This window comes from Roseinatronobacter sp. (assembly GCF_051859525.1).
Taxonomy (GTDB): Bacteria; Pseudomonadota; Alphaproteobacteria; order Rhodobacterales; family Rhodobacteraceae; genus Roseinatronobacter.
Genome location: NZ_JBHYFM010000007.1, coordinates 82,744 through 98,362, shown reverse-complemented (window position 1 = coordinate 98,362; position 15,619 = coordinate 82,744). Strand labels below are relative to the sequence as shown.

13 protein-coding genes are annotated in these 15,619 nt (G+C 60.8%); 10 read left to right on the top strand and 3 right to left on the bottom strand.

All coding sequences use genetic code 11. The annotated features are described in order from the left end of the window. Window positions 1-80 precede the first annotated feature (80 nt). From dgcN to ACTIE1_RS08315, 4 genes are all read left to right on the top strand, one after another. A complete protein-coding gene (dgcN, locus tag ACTIE1_RS08330; RefSeq protein WP_439562052.1) occupies window positions 81-1,082 on the top strand; it encodes an N-acetyltransferase DgcN in 1,002 nt (333 codons plus the stop codon). 89 nt (window positions 1,083-1,171) lie between these two features. Beyond that, window positions 1,172-2,134, top strand: coding sequence for an N-acetyl-D-Glu racemase DgcA (dgcA, locus tag ACTIE1_RS08325; protein WP_439562051.1), 963 nt, complete (start codon window positions 1,172-1,174; stop codon window positions 2,132-2,134). A 60-nt stretch (window positions 2,135-2,194) separates the two neighbouring features. Then, the gene (gene ilvD / locus ACTIE1_RS08320; protein WP_439562050.1) at window positions 2,195-4,036 is read left to right on the top strand and encodes a dihydroxy-acid dehydratase; all 1,842 of its coding nucleotides are present in this window, start codon (window positions 2,195-2,197) and stop codon (window positions 4,034-4,036) included. Between the two features lie 3 nt (window positions 4,037-4,039). Then, the gene (locus ACTIE1_RS08315) at window positions 4,040-4,903 is read left to right on the top strand and encodes a D-amino-acid transaminase (protein ID WP_439562049.1); all 864 of its coding nucleotides are present in this window, start codon (window positions 4,040-4,042) and stop codon (window positions 4,901-4,903) included. Window positions 4,904-4,956: 53 nt separating this feature from the next. On the opposite strand, the gene ACTIE1_RS08310 is transcribed toward ACTIE1_RS08315, so the two are convergent. Beyond that, on the bottom strand, window positions 4,957-5,883 hold the full coding sequence (locus ACTIE1_RS08310) for a cation diffusion facilitator family transporter (protein WP_439562048.1): 927 nt from the start codon (window positions 5,881-5,883) through the stop codon (window positions 4,957-4,959). 360 nt (window positions 5,884-6,243) lie between these two features. Here ACTIE1_RS08310 and ACTIE1_RS08305 point away from each other — a divergent pair, with 360 nt between their 5' ends. The 5 genes from ACTIE1_RS08305 (at window position 6,244) to ACTIE1_RS08285 (ending at window position 11,287) form a co-directional block, all read left to right on the top strand. Then, window positions 6,244-7,353, top strand: coding sequence for a sulfate/molybdate ABC transporter ATP-binding protein (locus ACTIE1_RS08305; RefSeq protein ID WP_439562047.1), 1,110 nt, complete (start codon window positions 6,244-6,246; stop codon window positions 7,351-7,353). Then, window positions 7,350-8,348 carry a sulfate ABC transporter substrate-binding protein gene (locus ACTIE1_RS08300; RefSeq protein WP_439563333.1) on the top strand — a complete coding sequence of 333 codons (999 nt, stop codon included), beginning with the start codon at window positions 7,350-7,352 and terminating at the stop codon, window positions 8,346-8,348. Before ACTIE1_RS08305 ends, ACTIE1_RS08300 begins: the two co-directional genes overlap by 4 nt. A gap of 4 nt (window positions 8,349-8,352) precedes the next feature. Next, window positions 8,353-9,213 carry a sulfate ABC transporter permease subunit CysT gene (gene cysT, locus ACTIE1_RS08295; RefSeq protein ID WP_439562045.1) on the top strand — a complete coding sequence of 287 codons (861 nt, stop codon included), beginning with the start codon at window positions 8,353-8,355 and terminating at the stop codon, window positions 9,211-9,213. After that, complete coding sequence (gene cysW / locus ACTIE1_RS08290; RefSeq protein ID WP_439562044.1) at window positions 9,210-10,040, top strand: sulfate ABC transporter permease subunit CysW; 831 nt, start codon at window positions 9,210-9,212, stop codon at window positions 10,038-10,040. The genes cysT and cysW overlap by 4 nt, the downstream gene beginning before the upstream one ends. A gap of 86 nt (window positions 10,041-10,126) precedes the next feature. Further along, a complete protein-coding gene (locus ACTIE1_RS08285; protein ID WP_439562043.1) occupies window positions 10,127-11,287 on the top strand; it encodes a WD40/YVTN/BNR-like repeat-containing protein in 1,161 nt (386 codons plus the stop codon). Between the two features lie 97 nt (window positions 11,288-11,384). Here the strand turns inward: ACTIE1_RS08285 and ACTIE1_RS08280 are convergent, their stop codons facing one another. Beyond that, complete coding sequence (locus ACTIE1_RS08280; RefSeq protein ID WP_439562042.1) at window positions 11,385-12,740, bottom strand: ammonium transporter; 1,356 nt, start codon at window positions 12,738-12,740, stop codon at window positions 11,385-11,387. A 41-nt stretch (window positions 12,741-12,781) separates the two neighbouring features. Then, complete coding sequence (locus ACTIE1_RS08275; RefSeq protein WP_277805398.1) at window positions 12,782-13,120, bottom strand: P-II family nitrogen regulator; 339 nt, start codon at window positions 13,118-13,120, stop codon at window positions 12,782-12,784. Window positions 13,121-13,436: 316 nt separating this feature from the next. Here ACTIE1_RS08275 and ACTIE1_RS08270 point away from each other — a divergent pair, with 316 nt between their 5' ends. Continuing rightward, window positions 13,437-15,602, top strand: coding sequence for a transglycosylase domain-containing protein (locus tag ACTIE1_RS08270; RefSeq protein WP_439562041.1), 2,166 nt, complete (start codon window positions 13,437-13,439; stop codon window positions 15,600-15,602). Window positions 15,603-15,619: the final 17 nt, after the last annotated feature.

Below are 15,619 nucleotides of genomic sequence, written 5' to 3'. Positions count from 1 at the left end.
GGTATGCCTGACAATAAACGATATACTTGCCCCTGTTCCGCGCAAAACTGCAAAAAACCGCGATCCTTTTGGAGCATATCATGATCAAGACCCCTTACCTGCTGTTTCTGGGCGATGCGCCCGACCCGCTTGCCGCGAAGGTCGCGCAGGGTATCAAGGACTGGCGCCCGGATTACGCCATCGGCCAGTTCCGGATGGATGGCTGCCGCGCCGATATGGGCCTGCCTGACATGACACTGGCCGAAGCCAAAGCGGCCGGGGCAAAAACGCTGGTGATCGGTGTGGCCAACCGCGGCGGCGTGATCTCTGCCGCGTGGAAAAAAGTGCTGGTGACAGCGCTTGAAGAGGGCTTCGATCTGGCGTCCGGACTTCACAACCTGCTGCGCGACGAGCCGGACCTGAAAGCCGTGGCCGAGGCGACAGGACGCCAGTTGCATGACGTGCGAGTTCCATCGGTGAAATACCCCATCGCCAACGGTGAAAAACGCAGCGGCAAACGGTGTCTGGCCGTTGGAACCGACTGTTCGGTAGGTAAAATGTATACTGCCCTGTGCATGGAACGCGACATGGTCGCGCGCGGCATGAAGGCCACGTTCCGGGCAACCGGCCAGACAGGCATTCTGATCACCGGCGACGGTGTGCCCCTGGACGCGGTGATCGCCGATTTCATGGCAGGCGCCATCGAATGGCTGACGCCCGACAATGAGGCCGATCACTGGGACCTGATTGAAGGGCAGGGAAGCCTGTTTCATGTGTCCTATTCCGGTGTGACCATGGCCCTGATCCATGGCGGCCAGCCCGACGCCCTGATCCTGTCGCATGAACCCACCCGCACCCATATGCGCGGGCTGCCCGGCTATGCCCTGCCGGAATTGACAGATTTGCGCGACACGGTGCTGCATCTGGCACGGGTGGCAAACCCGGCCGCGCAGGTTGTGGGGATTTCCGTCAATACCGCCGCCATGGGCGCGCAGGAAGCGCTGGACTATTGCGCCGCGCTCGAGGCGGAAATGGGCCTGCCGACTGTGGACCCGTATCGTCACGGGGCCGGCAAACTGGTGGACGCACTGGCCGCCCTATAACTGGCAAGCCTTTAAGGGGCTTTGCCCCTCTGGGGCCGGATGGCCCCATTTACCCCAGGATATTTGAACCAGACTGAAAAGGGCAGGACATGTTTGCAGTAACCCGTGACAGGTTTCGACTGGCCGAAGTGTTTACAATCGCGCGCGGTTCGCGGACCCATGCGGATGTGGTGAGTGTAAGCGTCACGCGTGACGGTGCGAGCGGGCGCGGGGAATGTGTACCTTATGCCAGATATGGTGAGAGCCTCGATTCGGTCTGTGGCCAGATTGAATCCTTGGCGGCCGGACTTGGGCGGGCGGCGTTGCAGGACGTTCTGCCAGCCGGTGCCGCGCGCAATGCCGTTGATTGTGCCTTGTGGGACTGGGAGGCCAAGCGGGCCGGCAAGCGCGTGTGGGACCTGGCGGGGCTGGCCGCACCCGGCCCGTTGGTCACGGCGTTCACCTTGTCGCTGGATACGCCCGACAGGATGGAAGCGGCCGCCCGCCGCCATGCCGCGCGTCCCCTGCTGAAGATCAAGCTGGGCACCCCTGATGACATGCCGCGACTGGAAGCCGTGCGGCGCGGGGCACCCGATACGCGCATCATCATTGACGCGAATGAAGGCTGGAGCGCCGAAGTCTATGCCGAGCTTGCACCCCATCTGATAGGGTTGGGCGTGGCGATGGTGGAACAACCCCTGCCCGCAGGTGAGGATGGCATGCTGGGCGAGATTGCGCGGCCGCTGCCGGTTTGCGCCGACGAGTCCTGCCATGACCGCGCCAGCCTGCCTGCGTTGAGGGGCAAATACGATATGGTGAATATCAAACTGGACAAGACCGGCGGTCTGACCGAGGCGCTGGCGCTGCGCGATGCCGCGCGCAAGGACGGGTTCGGGGTTATGGTCGGCTGCATGGTGGGCAGTTCGCTGGCCATGGCCCCTGCGGTTCTGGCGGGGCAAGGCGCGGATATTGTGGATCTTGACGGACCGCTTTTGCTGGCCGAGGATCGCGAGCCGCCCCTGGCGTATGACGCGCAGGGCGTTCATCCGTCCATCCCCGCGCTTTGGGGTTGATCGCCCTTTTCCAACGCCAGCACATGCGTTATGGATCATCCGAAACCGGAGGACAGCCATATGCCAAGATACCGCTCTCGTACGACGACACATGGACGCAACATGGCAGGCGCACGCGGCCTGTGGCGCGCGACTGGGATGAAGGAAGGTGATTTCGGCAAGCCCATCATTGCCATTGTCAACAGCTTCACCCAATTCGTGCCCGGCCATGTGCATTTGAAAGATCTGGGACAGATGGTTGCGCGCGAGGTCGAGAAGGCTGGCGGCGTGGCCAAGGAATTCAACACCATCGCGGTGGATGACGGCATTGCCATGGGACATGATGGAATGCTGTATTCCCTGCCCTCGCGCGAGATTATTGCCGATTCGGTCGAATATATGGTGAATGCCCATTGCGCAGACGCGATGGTGTGCATTTCGAACTGCGACAAGATCACGCCCGGCATGCTGATGGCGGCGATGCGGCTGAACATTCCGGTGGTGTTCGTGTCCGGCGGGCCGATGGAAGCGGGCAAGATCAACGTGGATGGCGTGGACAAGGCGCTGGATCTGGTTGACGCGATGGTCGCGGCCGCCGATGACAAATATACCGATGAACAGGTTCAGGCGATCGAGGAAGCCGCCTGCCCGACATGTGGGTCCTGTTCGGGCATGTTCACCGCCAATTCCATGAACTGCCTGACCGAGGCACTGGGCCTGTCCCTGCCCGGAAACGGGTCCACACTGGCCACACATGCCGACCGCAAGCAGTTGTTCCTGCGCGCGGGTCATGTAATTGTCGATCTGGCCAAGCGCTATTACGAGCAGGATGACGAAAGCGTATTGCCGCGTAATGTCGCAAGCTTCAAGGCGTTCGAGAATGCCATGTCGCTGGATATTGCCATGGGCGGGTCAACAAACACGGTGTTGCATTTGCTGGCCGCCGCCCATGAGGGCGGGATTGATTTCACCATGCAGGATATTGACCGCCTGTCGCGCAAGGTGCCCTGCCTGTGCAAGGTCGCGCCCGCGAAGGATGATGTCCATATGGAAGATGTGCACCGCGCAGGCGGCATCATGTCAATTCTGGGCGAGCTGGACCGTGCGGGCTTGTTGCACAGCGATTTGCCGACAGTGCACAGCCCGACCATGGGCGATGCCCTGAACACATGGGATGTGCGGCGCACGAACAGCCCTGATGTGCATAAATTCTATGCCGCAGCCCCCGGCGGTGTGCCCACGCAGACTGCATTCTCGCAGGACCGGCGGTACGAGTCGGTCGATATGGACCGCCAGACCGGCGTGATCCGCGACAAGGAACATGCCTTCAGTCAGGATGGCGGGCTTGCGGTATTGTTCGGTAATCTGGCCGAGCAGGGCTGCATTGTGAAAACCGCTGGCGTGGACGAGTCCATTCTGACATTCAGCGGCCCCGCGCGGGTATATGAATCGCAAGATGACGCGGTCAGCGGCATTCTGACCGGCAAGGTGCAGGCCGGTGATGTTGTGATCATCCGCTATGAGGGGCCGCGCGGCGGCCCTGGCATGCAGGAAATGCTGTATCCCACCAGCTACCTGAAATCCAAAGGGCTGGGCGCGGCCTGTGCGCTGGTCACGGACGGGCGGTTTTCGGGCGGCACCTCGGGCCTGTCTATCGGCCATGTCAGCCCCGAAGCCGAAGAAGGTGGGTTGATCGGTGTGGTGGAAACCGGCGATATGATCGAAATCGATATTCCCAACCGCACAATTCATCTGGCGGTGGATGATGCCGTCCTTGCCGCGCGCCGTGCCGCACAGGATGAAAAGGGCTGGACACCCGCAAAACCGCGCCCGCGCAAGGTGACAACGGCATTGCGCGCCTATGCCGCGCTGACCACATCGGCGGCCATGGGGGCCGTGCGAAAATTGCCTGAAGGAATGTAACGGATGAGTCGTATCGTCTTTGTGAATGGTGACTATCTGCCCGAGGGCGAGGCAAAGATATCCATCTTTGACCGCGGGTTCCTGATGGCCGATGGCGTCTATGAGGTGACAACCATCATCGACGGTAAACTTATTGATTTTGACGGTCATTTCGTGCGGCTGGAACGCTCGCTTGGGGAATTGGGCATTGAAAACCCGATGCCGCGCGAAGACTGGCTGGAAGTTCATCGCCAGCTGGTCGCGCGAAATGATGTCGAACAGGGCATGATCTATTTGCAGGTCACGCGCGGGGCGGCCGCGGACAGGGATTTCGTGTTCCCCGACCCTGAAACCACCAAGCCCACTGTGGTGCTGTTCAGCCAGTCAAACCCCGCACTGGTGGACAGCCCGAAGGCGCGCAAGGGTATCAAGGTGGTCACCATTGATGATATCCGCTGGGGCCGTCGCGATATCAAGACAGTTCAACTGTTGTATCCGTCCATGGGCAAGATGATGGCCATCCAGCAGGGCGCGGATGATGCCTGGATGGTTCAGGACGGGCTGGTCACCGAAGGCACGTCAAACAACGCCTATATCATCAAGGACGGGCGTATCATTACCCGCGCGCTAAGCAATGATATCCTGCACGGGATCACGCGCGCCGCTGTGCTGCGGTTTGCGCGCGAAGCGCAGATGCCGGTCGAGGAACGCAGTTTCACCGTGGATGAAGCGAAAGCCGCGGATGAAGCGTTCGTCACTTCGGCCAGTACATTCGTGATGCCGGTTGTGGAAATTGATGACGTGAAACTGGGCGCTGGAACGCCGGGGCCCTTGGCGTTGCGGTTGCGCGAAATCTATATCGAGGAAAGCCGCAAGGCCGCCATTTAACGCGATGACCCCGCCGGGCAGGTCCACAGATCCGGCAGGGTTTTCCGCAGGCCCTAATTCGCGCGGTCAGGGTCGGTGGTGAAGGCAATGGTCAGCCAGCGGTGGCGCGGATCGCCACCAATAGCTGCGCCGATATGGTCGCGCAGCGCGTCCCAGTCTTCCAGACGGCGCGGCGGCTGGTCGGGGGGCACGATAAAATAAAGCTCGATCTGGGTGCCACGTCCGGCGCGCGCAACATAGGCGCGATGCGCGATGAAGCCTTCTGACGCAAGAACAGAATCCGCGACCTGTTCAACCTTTTGCAGCAAATCATCAGGGGTTATCAGCAATACCTCGGACGCTGCGCGGCGCAGTGTTCCGACGGGCACAGGCAGAAGCACAAGCCCCACAAGCAGCAAAACCAAGGGGTCGATATAGGGCAACAGCCATGCCTGCGCTGTATCCTGCAAGGAAAAACCGATCGCGAAGGCAATCAGCAACGACATCGTGACGCCCCCTGCCATGATCCAGCCATGCACATCCATCCTGACGAAATCCGACTGGATATGCCGGTTGGCCCGATGCTCATACCAGCCCATCGCTACGCTGATCATGACCACAACCGCCGCATAAACCATCGCAGGCCCGAATTCCATGATGCGCCCGCCATCCAGCAGGGCCATGACTGCACTGAAAATCGCATACAGCGTCACGGCCAGCAAAATCGTCGCGTTCAGCGTCAGAACCATGGGTTCAAGATGCCAGAACCCCATGCTGAACCGGCGGTGCAAATGCTCTGGCAACCCGTTGGCGAGGGTCGCGCGGGTAATCAGCCGCGCCACAAACAGTGACAGCACTGTCATCGCGGCATCGACCAGTGAAAACACGCCATCAAACAGGATCGCAAACGACCCTGACAAAATACCGAACCCGATGCCCAGCATGGACACCAGCAAAATCGCGACAAGCGATTGCTTCAGCAGTCGTTCTTCGGTGGGCATGGACGTATTCTTCCGCTTGATGCAGTGCTGTCGGGTCAAGTCATGGTATTTGCGGCTTATATCTTGCGGTGCATGCGGCGGTCAATGTCGGGGCATTTGCCGCGCGCGGACCCGATAGTCCTGTTCGCAGCATGATACGGGGACGGGGTGCAAAAAAGATAGCTATCGTCAGAATTCGCGCTCGCAAAAACCAAAAACACAGTGCCAGACCCGCTTTCGACACTGTTGTTACGCCGTAAGCGCCGCGCATGGAATTCTGGCCGCGTCCATTGCCGCCTTGCGCCCACGGCCGCAGGGGGTGTCGTCTTGCCGCGCGCAAAAACACTCACTACCTCGCCCCTCAAGATAAAGGGGCAGGTCATGTCGATTGCCATTTCAGAACTAACAAAACGCTTCGGGCAGACAGATGTTCTGCGCGGGATAGAGCTTGGCGTGGACAAGGGCGAGTTGGTCGCGCTTCTGGGGCCTTCGGGTTCCGGCAAGACAACATTGCTGAAAATCATCGCCGGGCTGGAATGGCCGGATACGGGCCGCTTGGCGGTGGACGGGCAGGACTGGTTGCAACTGGCCGCACAAGACCGCCGCATCGGGTTTGTATTCCAGCATTATGCGCTGTTTCCGCATATGAAGGTGCGCGACAATATCGCTTTCGGGTTATCTGTGCGCCCACGATCCCAGCGCCCCGGCAAGGCCGTGATTGCGGCCAAGGTCGATGAATTGCTGCATTTCCTGCAAATCGCGCATCTGGCAGACCGCTTTCCTGCGCAACTGTCTGGCGGGCAGCGCCAGCGCGTGGCGCTGGGGCGGGCCTTGGCGATTGAACCGAAAGTCCTGCTGCTGGACGAACCGTTCGGCGCGCTGGATGCCGCGATACGCCGTGACCTGCGCCGCTGGCTGCGCGACGTGCACGAGGCAACAGGGTCCACCACGATTTTCGTGACCCATGATCAGGAAGAAGCGTTTGAGCTTGCCGACCGCGTGGTCGTCATGGGCGAAGGGCAGATCGCGCAGATCGGCAATGCCGATACAATCCACGATCACCCTGCCACGCCTTTTGTCGCGCGGTTCATGGGCGCGACTGTGGAACTGCCGGTCACCCTGCTGGCAGGACGGGCCGAAGGGGCGGGGCTGGACCTTGGCGCGCTGCCACGTCGGGCCTTGCCTGATGGCAATGGTCACTTGTTCGTCCGCCCCGAAGACATAACACCCGTGCCTGACACAGACGCCCCCTGGCGGATCGTGTCCCGAACCAGCACCGGCGCGCATCTGCGCCTTGTGCTGCGCCACCCCGATCTGGGCGAGGCCGAGGCCGAAGTGCCCCGCCGCGCTGTACGCGCCGAGGCCTTGACGCCGGACGCGGCTGTGCGCCTGAAGATCGAGGCAGGCACGATCTTTCCCACCGACCGGCGCAAGCAAGCCGCGTCTGTATCAGAATTTCCGCTTACATCCCAAAAGGAGAAGACAAGATGACGTTCCCCGTTCTTCGTACATCTGCCGTGGTCCTTGCACTTGGCATCACACCCGCGACTGCACAAGATACCCTGCTAAACACCAGCTATGACATTGCGCGCGAATTGTTCGAGGCCCTGAACCCCGGCTTTCAGGCCCATTGGCAGGAAACCACTGGCCGCACTGTCACGATTGACCAAAGCCATGGTGGATCGTCGCGGCAGGCGCGCGCTATCCTTGAAGGGCTGCCCGCCGATGTCGTGACCTTCAATCAGGAAACCGATATTGACGTACTGGCCGAAGGTGGCCTTTTGTCCGCCGACTGGCGCGATGCGCTGCCCAATGGCGCGTCGCCGTGGTATTCGCTGCCGGCCTTTCTGGTTCGAGAGGGCAACCCCAAGGACATTCAGGACTGGAGTGATCTGGCCCGCGACGATGTCGAAGTGATCTTCCCCAACCCGCGCACCAGCGGAAACGCACGCTATACCTATCTGGCCGCGTTCGCCTATGGGTTGGAGCAGAATGACGGTGATGAGGATGCCGCCGAAGCCTTCGTCAAGGCAATCTTTGACAATGTGCCAGTGTTTGACACGGGTGGGCGCGGGGCAACCCAGACCTTCGCAGAACGCAATATCGGTGACGTGCTGGTCACATTCGAGGCCGAAACCGGCGGCATTGCAGCGGCTTATGCCGATCAGGGGCTGGAGCGTGTAACGCCGTCGGTCAGCCTGTTTGCGGCTTTCCCTGTCGCGGTGGTTTCGGACGTTGCGGACCGCAACGGCACCACGGAGCTGGCAACCACCTATCTTGAATGGCTCTACACCGCTGATGCCCAGCGCATTGTGGCCGAGCATTTCTACCGTGTCGCCGATGAAGACGTCGCGGCAGAATATGCCGATCAACTGCCAGATGTCCGCCTTGTAACCGTGGACGAGGTGTTCGGCGGCTGGGACGCTGTTCAGGAAAACCACTTTGCCGAAGGCGCGCGCCTTGACAATGTGTTTGTGAACCAGTGAGCCGATGACCACCACAGCCACCAATACCGGCGCGCCCATCCGCGCCAAACGCGTCCTGCCGGGCTTTACCCTAAGCCTTGGCACGACGCTGCTGTATCTGACCTTCATCGTGCTGATTCCGGTGATCGCGCTGATCCTGAAAGGGGCCGAAATCGGCCCTGACCGGTTTTGGCGCATCATCTCCAGCCCGCGGGCGGTGGCGGCGTTCCAGATCACACTGACAGCGGCCCTGATCGCGACAGTGTTCAACGCGATCTACGGGCTTTTGATGGCTTGGGTGTTGGTGCGCTATGAATTCCGCGGCAAACGCATCCTTGATGCGCTGATGGATGTGCCCTTTGCGCTGCCAACGGCGGTGGCGGGACTGGCGCTGACGGCGTTGTTTTCCGCCAATGGCTGGTTTGGTCCGGTGCTGGACGCAATGGGTTTTCAGGTGGTTTATACCATCTGGGGCATTGCATTGGCCATGGCGTTCACATCCGTCCCTTTTGTCGTGCGCACTGTCCAGCCGGTGCTGGAGGATATGGACCCCGCGCTGGAACAGGCCGCGCTGACGCTGGGCGCGCGGCCATGGGCCATTTTCACACGCGTGGTCTTCCCCGCGATCCTGCCCGCATGGCTGGCGGGCTGCACAACAGCTTTCGCGCGCTCACTCGGGGAATTCGGGGCGATTGTGTTTATCGCCGGAAACCTGCCCTTCCGCACAGAAATCGCCGCCCTGCTGGCCTATATCCGGCTGGAAGAGTTCGACTATAACGGCGCGGCCGCCATCGCACTTGTTCTGCTGGGCTTTGCGCTGGTGCTGCTGGTGGTGTCCAATCTGCTGCAAGTCTGGGCCTCGCGCTACCGGGAGGCGAGCCGTTGAGCGCCGCAACACACACCCACCTGCCCGGCGCAAGCCGCCGTGGCGAACGCATCCTGATCGGGCTGGCGGTCGGGCTGACACTGCTGTTTATCGCATCGCCAATGCTGTTCATTTTCGCGCGCGCCTTCTCGCAGGGGTGGCAGGTCTATGCCGCCAATATCCTGCACCCTGCCACGCTGCACGCCATCTGGCTGACCACGATCACGGCAATCATCGTCGTGCCGCTGAATGTGGGGTTTGGCATTGCCGCCGCATGGGCTGTGGCCAAACACCGCTTTCCGGGGCGCGGTATCCTTGTCACCATAATCGAGATCCCTTTCTCGATCTCGCCCATCATCGCGGGCATCTGCTATCTGCTGCTGTATGGGCGGCAGGGCATATTGGGGCCATGGCTTCAGGCCAATGACATGCAGGTGGTCTTCGCGCTGCCGGGTATTGTGCTGGTCACCATGTTCGTGACGGCCCCCTTTGTTGCGCGCGAAGTGCTGCCCCTGATGCAGGCACAAGGGTCCGAGCAGGAACAGGCCGCAGTCACCTTGGGCGCGAATGGCTGGCAGATATTCACCCGCGTGACGCTGCCCAACATCAAATGGGCGCTGCTTTATGGTGCCGTTCTGTGTACCGCGCGGGCGGTGGGCGAATTCGGCGGCGTTTCGGTCGTGTCGGGCAATATTCGCGGGCAGACAAACACATTGCCGCTGCATGTGGAGTTGCTGTTCAACGACCTGAATGCCGTGGGCGCCTTTGCTGCCGCGTCGACCCTGACGCTTATTGCGGTTATCGCCCTGATCATTAAGGCGGTGCTGGAAGGTCGCAAACAAGCCTGACGCTGATGCCGCGCGCTGCTATGCCATGATACTGTTTCGTGATACTCTCGGGTTGACTGGGGGACCGATCGGGGGGGGGGCAGATCATGGCTCAGGGCACTATCGCACTTCTTGTGGGCACGACAAAAGGCGCATTTATGGTTTCCGATACCGGCGACCGAAGCGGATGGCGCGTTTGCGGTCCCTATTGTGACGGCTGGCCGATAAACCATGTGATCGGCGACAGCGACAGCGGGACAATCTGGGCTGGTGGCGGGGGCGAATGGCATGGCGCGGGTGTCTGGCGGTCCGATGATCATGGGCAGACATGGACATTGACGCGCCTGTCCAAAGGCACGTTGGACGACTGGGCCGCCAATGATCCCGATTTTGCCAGTATGGTGGGCTGGACGCAGGAAACCCTGCCCTTCGGCGATGCCTATTCACAGGTCTGGTCCCTGTGCCATGCGCATGGCAGGTTATATGCCGGAATGAAGCCCGCTGCCTTGCTGCAAAGTCCGGACAATGGCGCGACATGGTCACGGGTTGACGGGCTGGGCGATCACCCTTCTGCCGACAGCTGGAACCCCGGCGCGGCGGGGCTGGTGCTGCACACAATCGTGCCCGCCCCTGCCGATGCAGCCAAACTGTGGGTCGGGATATCTGCCGCAGGCGTTTTTGCCACAGAAGATGGCGGGCGGACATGGGAACGCCGGAACCGTCTGTCCAATGCACAGGCCCACAGCCATTGCGACCATCCCGCCGGTCCGCAGGGCGGCGAAACGGGGCATTGCGTTCACAACATGGCGCGCGCGTCAGGGGCCGAGGATGTGCTGTATCAGCAAAACCATCATGGTGTGTGGCGCTCGGCAGATGGCGGGCGCAGTTGGGACGACATTACCGACGGGCTGCCGTCAACCTTCGGCTTCCCCATACATGTGCACCCCCATGACCCCGATACAATCTGGACACTGCCCCTGAATGGCGACATGGCGGGGCGCTACCCGCCCGATGCGGCCGCAGCCGTATGGCGGTCGCACGATGGTGGCAAAAGCTGGCACGCGCTGCGTCAGGGCCTGCCGCAAACATCCTGCTTTTTCACTGTGCTGCGGCAGGGAATGTGCGGGGACATGCGCAATCCGGCGGGGGTGTATTTCGGCACCAATAGCGGCTCGCTCTTTGCCAGCACGGATGAAGGGGACACATGGCAGGAAATCGCGCGGCACCTGCCCACCATTCTGGCCGTAGAAGTCCTTGAGCACCGCTGACACCACAGACTGCCGCACAAACGCACACATATCGTTGCGCATAGCATAAGGCCCGATCACACGACCGGGCCTTATCAACACTTTGTATCGGGTCAGCTTAGCCCTTGCTGAATTCCGGATAGGCTTCCATGCCCAGTTCGGTCGTATCCAGACCGGTGATCTGGTCTTCGTCGCTGACGCGGATACCGAACACGGCTTTCAGGATCAGCCACATGACCAGCGATGCGACGAACATGAAGGCACCGATGGCCACAATCCCGATGATCTGCGCCGACAGGGTCGCGTCGGGGTTGGTCAGAACGACTGCAAGTGTGCCCCAGATACCGGCAAACAAGTGAACCGGAATTGCGCCGACAACATCGTCCAGCTTCAGCTTGTCCAGCAGCGGAACAGTCAGCACAACAATCACACCGCCAACAGCGCCGATCAGCGTTGCCGCACCCAGACCAGGCGTCAGGGGTTCTGCGGTAATCGAGACCAGACCGGCCAGCGCACCGTTCAGCACCATTGTCAGGTCAGGCTTGGTGTACAGGAACTTCGACAGAAGCAGCGCTGCAATCGCACCACCGGCAGCAGCCGTGTTCGTGTTTGCGAAGATACGGCTGATATCTGCAACATCGCTGACTGTGCCCATGGCAAGCTGCGACGCGCCGTTAAAGCCGAACCAACCCAGCCACAGGATGAACATGCCCAGCGTGGCCAGCGGCAGGTTCGAACCGGCCATGACAGTTACGCGGCCATCCTTGCCATATTTGCCAGCGCGTGCGCCCAGAACGATCACCCCGGCCAACGCAGCCCAGCCACCGGCACCGTGCACGATGGACGATCCGGCAAAGTCAAGGAAGCCCAACTCGTCCAGGAAGCCTTCGCCCCAGCTCCAGCTGGCCTGAATGGGATAGATGATGCCGGTCAGGACAATCACAAACCCAAGGAACGGCCACAGCTTGATGCGTTCAGCCACAGCACCCGACACGATGGACGCGACAGCCGCACAGAACATCAGCTGGAAAATGAAATCTGACCCGATGGAGGCATATTCAACATCGTCCAGATCCTCGAATGCGACGCCGACAGGTTCCAGCACGGTTGGCGCAATGCCGCCCAGCCAGCCTTCGACGACCCAATCGCCCAGCGGGTACATCAGGTTAAACCCGACAACGAAATAGGCAACGGTCGCAACTGAAAACAGCGCTACGTTCTTGATCAGCTGCATTGTGGCGTTCTTGGAACGCACAAGGCCGGTTTCCAGCATACAAAAGCCGGCAGCCATGAAGAACACCAGAAACCCGCCAACAAGGAACAGAAGCGAGTTCATGATGAACACCATTTCCATGTTCAGGCGTTCAACTGAATCCATGCCGGTTTCTGCGACTTCGGCGGCTTCCTGCGCGAAGCCCAGTCCGGGCAACAACGCGGCAGCGGCCACAAGGGGTATGAGTTTTTTAAGTTGCATCTGCATTTGTCCTTTTGGTCTTTTCCCAGAGTTTCCGCGGCTTACAGTGCGTCGTCGCCGGTTTCGCCGGTGCGCACGCGTGTTGCTGCGGCCAGATCCAGCACGAAAATCTTGCCATCGCCGATCTTGTCGGTACGGGCGGTTTTCTGAAGCGTCTCGACGACCTGATCTGCCATGCCATCGGAAACCGCGATTTCCAGCTTCAGCTTGGGCACGAAATTGACAGCATATTCAGCGCCACGGTAAATTTCGGTATGTCCCGACTGCGCGCCGAAGCCCTTGATTTCGGTAACCATCATTCCGCGCACGCCGATAGATGTCAGCGCCTCGCGGACCTCTTCCAGCTTGAACGGTTTTATTGCCGCTATGATGTATTTCACGGTACGTTCCCCTTTCCACTTCTGCAGGGACCCCCTCGGGCCTCAGGCATAATCAGCACGCAAAGGGGCCACCCCCTCAATCATTTGCCGCGCCGCAGAAGGGCTGAGTTCGTGAAATCCGAAAAAAAATGCACAAAAAGGCATCGATGCACAAATATTAGTCAGAACTGAATCGTGACTTGACGCAAACAGCGCAACACTTTGTCGCGAAGGTGCTGGTCAGATGCCCTGCGCAATGGCAAAAGGGCTGCAATATTGGCAATATGCCGGAATGGCGGTGCCAAATGTTCAGGGTTTGGTAAGCAGGTTGGTTTGAATGGCAGGTCCGGGAAACAAACGCGGAAATCTGGTCGCGGAGAAGCGCGGGGCAAAGCCTGCTGCGCGTTCCGGCACCACGGGGCCAAAGGCCAAGGCCGCACGCAAGTCCAGACCGGCGCGCGTGAACGCATCCTCGGGCAATGTCATTACCCGTTTTGTCAGGGGGGTATTCCGGTTCCTGTGGCGGGTGGTCTGGGGGGTGGTCTGGCGCACAACTGCTGTTATCGCGCTGATTCTGGCAGGTGCCACATTCTACTTCTATGCCAACATGCCGCCCCTGGCCGACCTGTTGGATGCACGCGCGCGCGGGTCCGTGACCATGATGGACCGCGATGGCAGCGTATTTGCGTGGCGCGGGGAATCCTTCGGCGGGGCAATCACCGCCGATACTGTGTCGCCCTATTTGAAAAACGCCATCATCGCGACAGAGGACCGGCGCTTTTACTGGCATTTCGGGGTGTCCCCGCGGGGTATCGCCGGTGCGATCCGGTCTAATCTGTCATCAGGGCGCAGTGCATTTTCAGGTGCGGGCGGGTCAACCATCACGCAGCAGGTCGCAAAACTGCTGTGTCTTGGCGTGCCATTCGACCCCGATGAGTGGGAGTCAGAGGCCGCATACGAGGCCGACTGCCGCCGTGGCACGGTCTGGCGCAAGATCCGGGAATTGCCCTACGCCTTCGCATTGGAAGCGAAGCTGTCAAAAGATGACATTCTGACAGTCTACATGAATCGCGCCTTTCTGGGTGCCGGATCGCGCGGGTTCGAAGCCGCCGCACAGCGCTATTTCGGGCGTTCGGCAAATGAGGTCGGCCCGTCAGAGGCCGCGATGCTGGCCGGTTTGCTGGTCGCGCCGTCATATTACGCACCAACGCGCAATCTGGCGCGGGCACAGGCGCGGGCGAATGTCGTTATAAACCTGATGCATGAACAAGGTCTGCTGACGGATTACGAACTGTCCGAAGCGCGGTCCTATCCTGCGACATTGTCGGAATCTGCCGAAGCGCGGCGCGGCATCCATTTTGCCGACTGGCTTATGCAAAGCGGCCCCGCCTACCTGACGCGCGACACCACCGAAGATGTGATCATGCGCACCACCTTCGACGCGCGCCTTCAGGCTGCCGCAGAAGAAGCGGTTAACGAAGTGTTTGAAAACCGTGTCCGCGAAGGGTCCGAGGCGGAAGTGGCCGTGGTGGTCATGTCCGCAGACGGGGCCGTGCGCGCCATGGTCGGCGGGCGCAACCCGTCCGTTGGCGGCTTCAACCGCGCGACACAGGCCATGCGACAGACCGGTTCGGCATTCAAACCGTTCCTGTTTGCCGCAGCACTGGAAAACGGGTTTGAACCGTTCGACATTGTCGAAGATGCACCGCTGACAATTAACATTCCGGGCTCAGGCCCGTGGTCGCCACGCAACTATACCGGCGAATTTCACGGGTTTGTCACCCTGACAGAAGCGCTTGCCAAGTCGCTGAACACGCCTGCCGTGCGCATATCCGAGGCCATGGGGCGCGATCAGGTGCGCGCGGTGGCCAACCAGTTCGGCCTGCGCAGCGAATTGGCCGAGGGGCCGGCACTGGCACTTGGCGCGTCGGAATCCACCCTGCTGGAAATGACCGCAGCCTATGCCGGTATTCTGAACGGTGGCAGCGCGGTGCGCCCCTTCGGCATACATGATCTTACGCTGATGGGGGAATCCACACCATTGTTCGGCGCAAGCACCGGCATTGGCGACCGCGTCATAACCGAACATTCCGCCCAGTTGCTGACATGGATGATGACGCGTGTGCTGCAAGAGGGGACAGGCACGCGGGCGCGCCTGCCCGACCGGCAGGCCGCAGGCAAGACGGGCACGACACAGGCATCGCGCGATGCGTGGTTTATCGGGTTCACAGCGGATTATGTGACCGGCGTCTGGATGGGCTATGACGACAATTCACCCCTGACAGGTGTTACCGGCGGCGGACTTCCCGCCGAGATCTGGCGCGAAGTGATGACCCGCGTGCATCAGGGCCTGCCCGCGCGCGACCTGCCCATGCTGGAACCGCAGCGCCCCGTTGTCGAGGACCAGGGTTTCCGTCCCGCCCCTGAACCGGCACGCGGCCCTGCATCGTCGCTGGATGATACAATCCGCGGCATTCTGGGCTCCATTTTCGGGGGCAACTGACCGCACGCGGCGCCCCC

Coding starts and splice junctions, on each gene's coding strand:
- dgcN (WP_439562052.1), top strand. CDS start 81: ATGATCAAGACCCCTTACCTGCTGTTTCTGGGCGATGCGCCCGACCCG.
- dgcA (WP_439562051.1), top strand. CDS start 1,172: ATGTTTGCAGTAACCCGTGACAGGTTTCGACTGGCCGAAGTGTTTACA.
- ilvD (WP_439562050.1), top strand. CDS start 2,195: ATGCCAAGATACCGCTCTCGTACGACGACACATGGACGCAACATGGCA.
- ACTIE1_RS08315 (WP_439562049.1), top strand. CDS start 4,040: ATGAGTCGTATCGTCTTTGTGAATGGTGACTATCTGCCCGAGGGCGAG.
- ACTIE1_RS08310 (WP_439562048.1), bottom strand. CDS start 5,883: ATGCCCACCGAAGAACGACTGCTGAAGCAATCGCTTGTCGCGATTTTG.
- ACTIE1_RS08305 (WP_439562047.1), top strand. CDS start 6,244: ATGTCGATTGCCATTTCAGAACTAACAAAACGCTTCGGGCAGACAGAT.
- ACTIE1_RS08300 (WP_439563333.1), top strand. CDS start 7,350: ATGACGTTCCCCGTTCTTCGTACATCTGCCGTGGTCCTTGCACTTGGC.
- cysT (WP_439562045.1), top strand. CDS start 8,353: ATGACCACCACAGCCACCAATACCGGCGCGCCCATCCGCGCCAAACGC.
- ACTIE1_RS08285 (WP_439562043.1), top strand. CDS start 10,127: ATGGCTCAGGGCACTATCGCACTTCTTGTGGGCACGACAAAAGGCGCA.
- ACTIE1_RS08280 (WP_439562042.1), bottom strand. CDS start 12,740: ATGCAACTTAAAAAACTCATACCCCTTGTGGCCGCTGCCGCGTTGTTG.
- ACTIE1_RS08270 (WP_439562041.1), top strand. CDS start 13,437: ATGGCAGGTCCGGGAAACAAACGCGGAAATCTGGTCGCGGAGAAGCGC.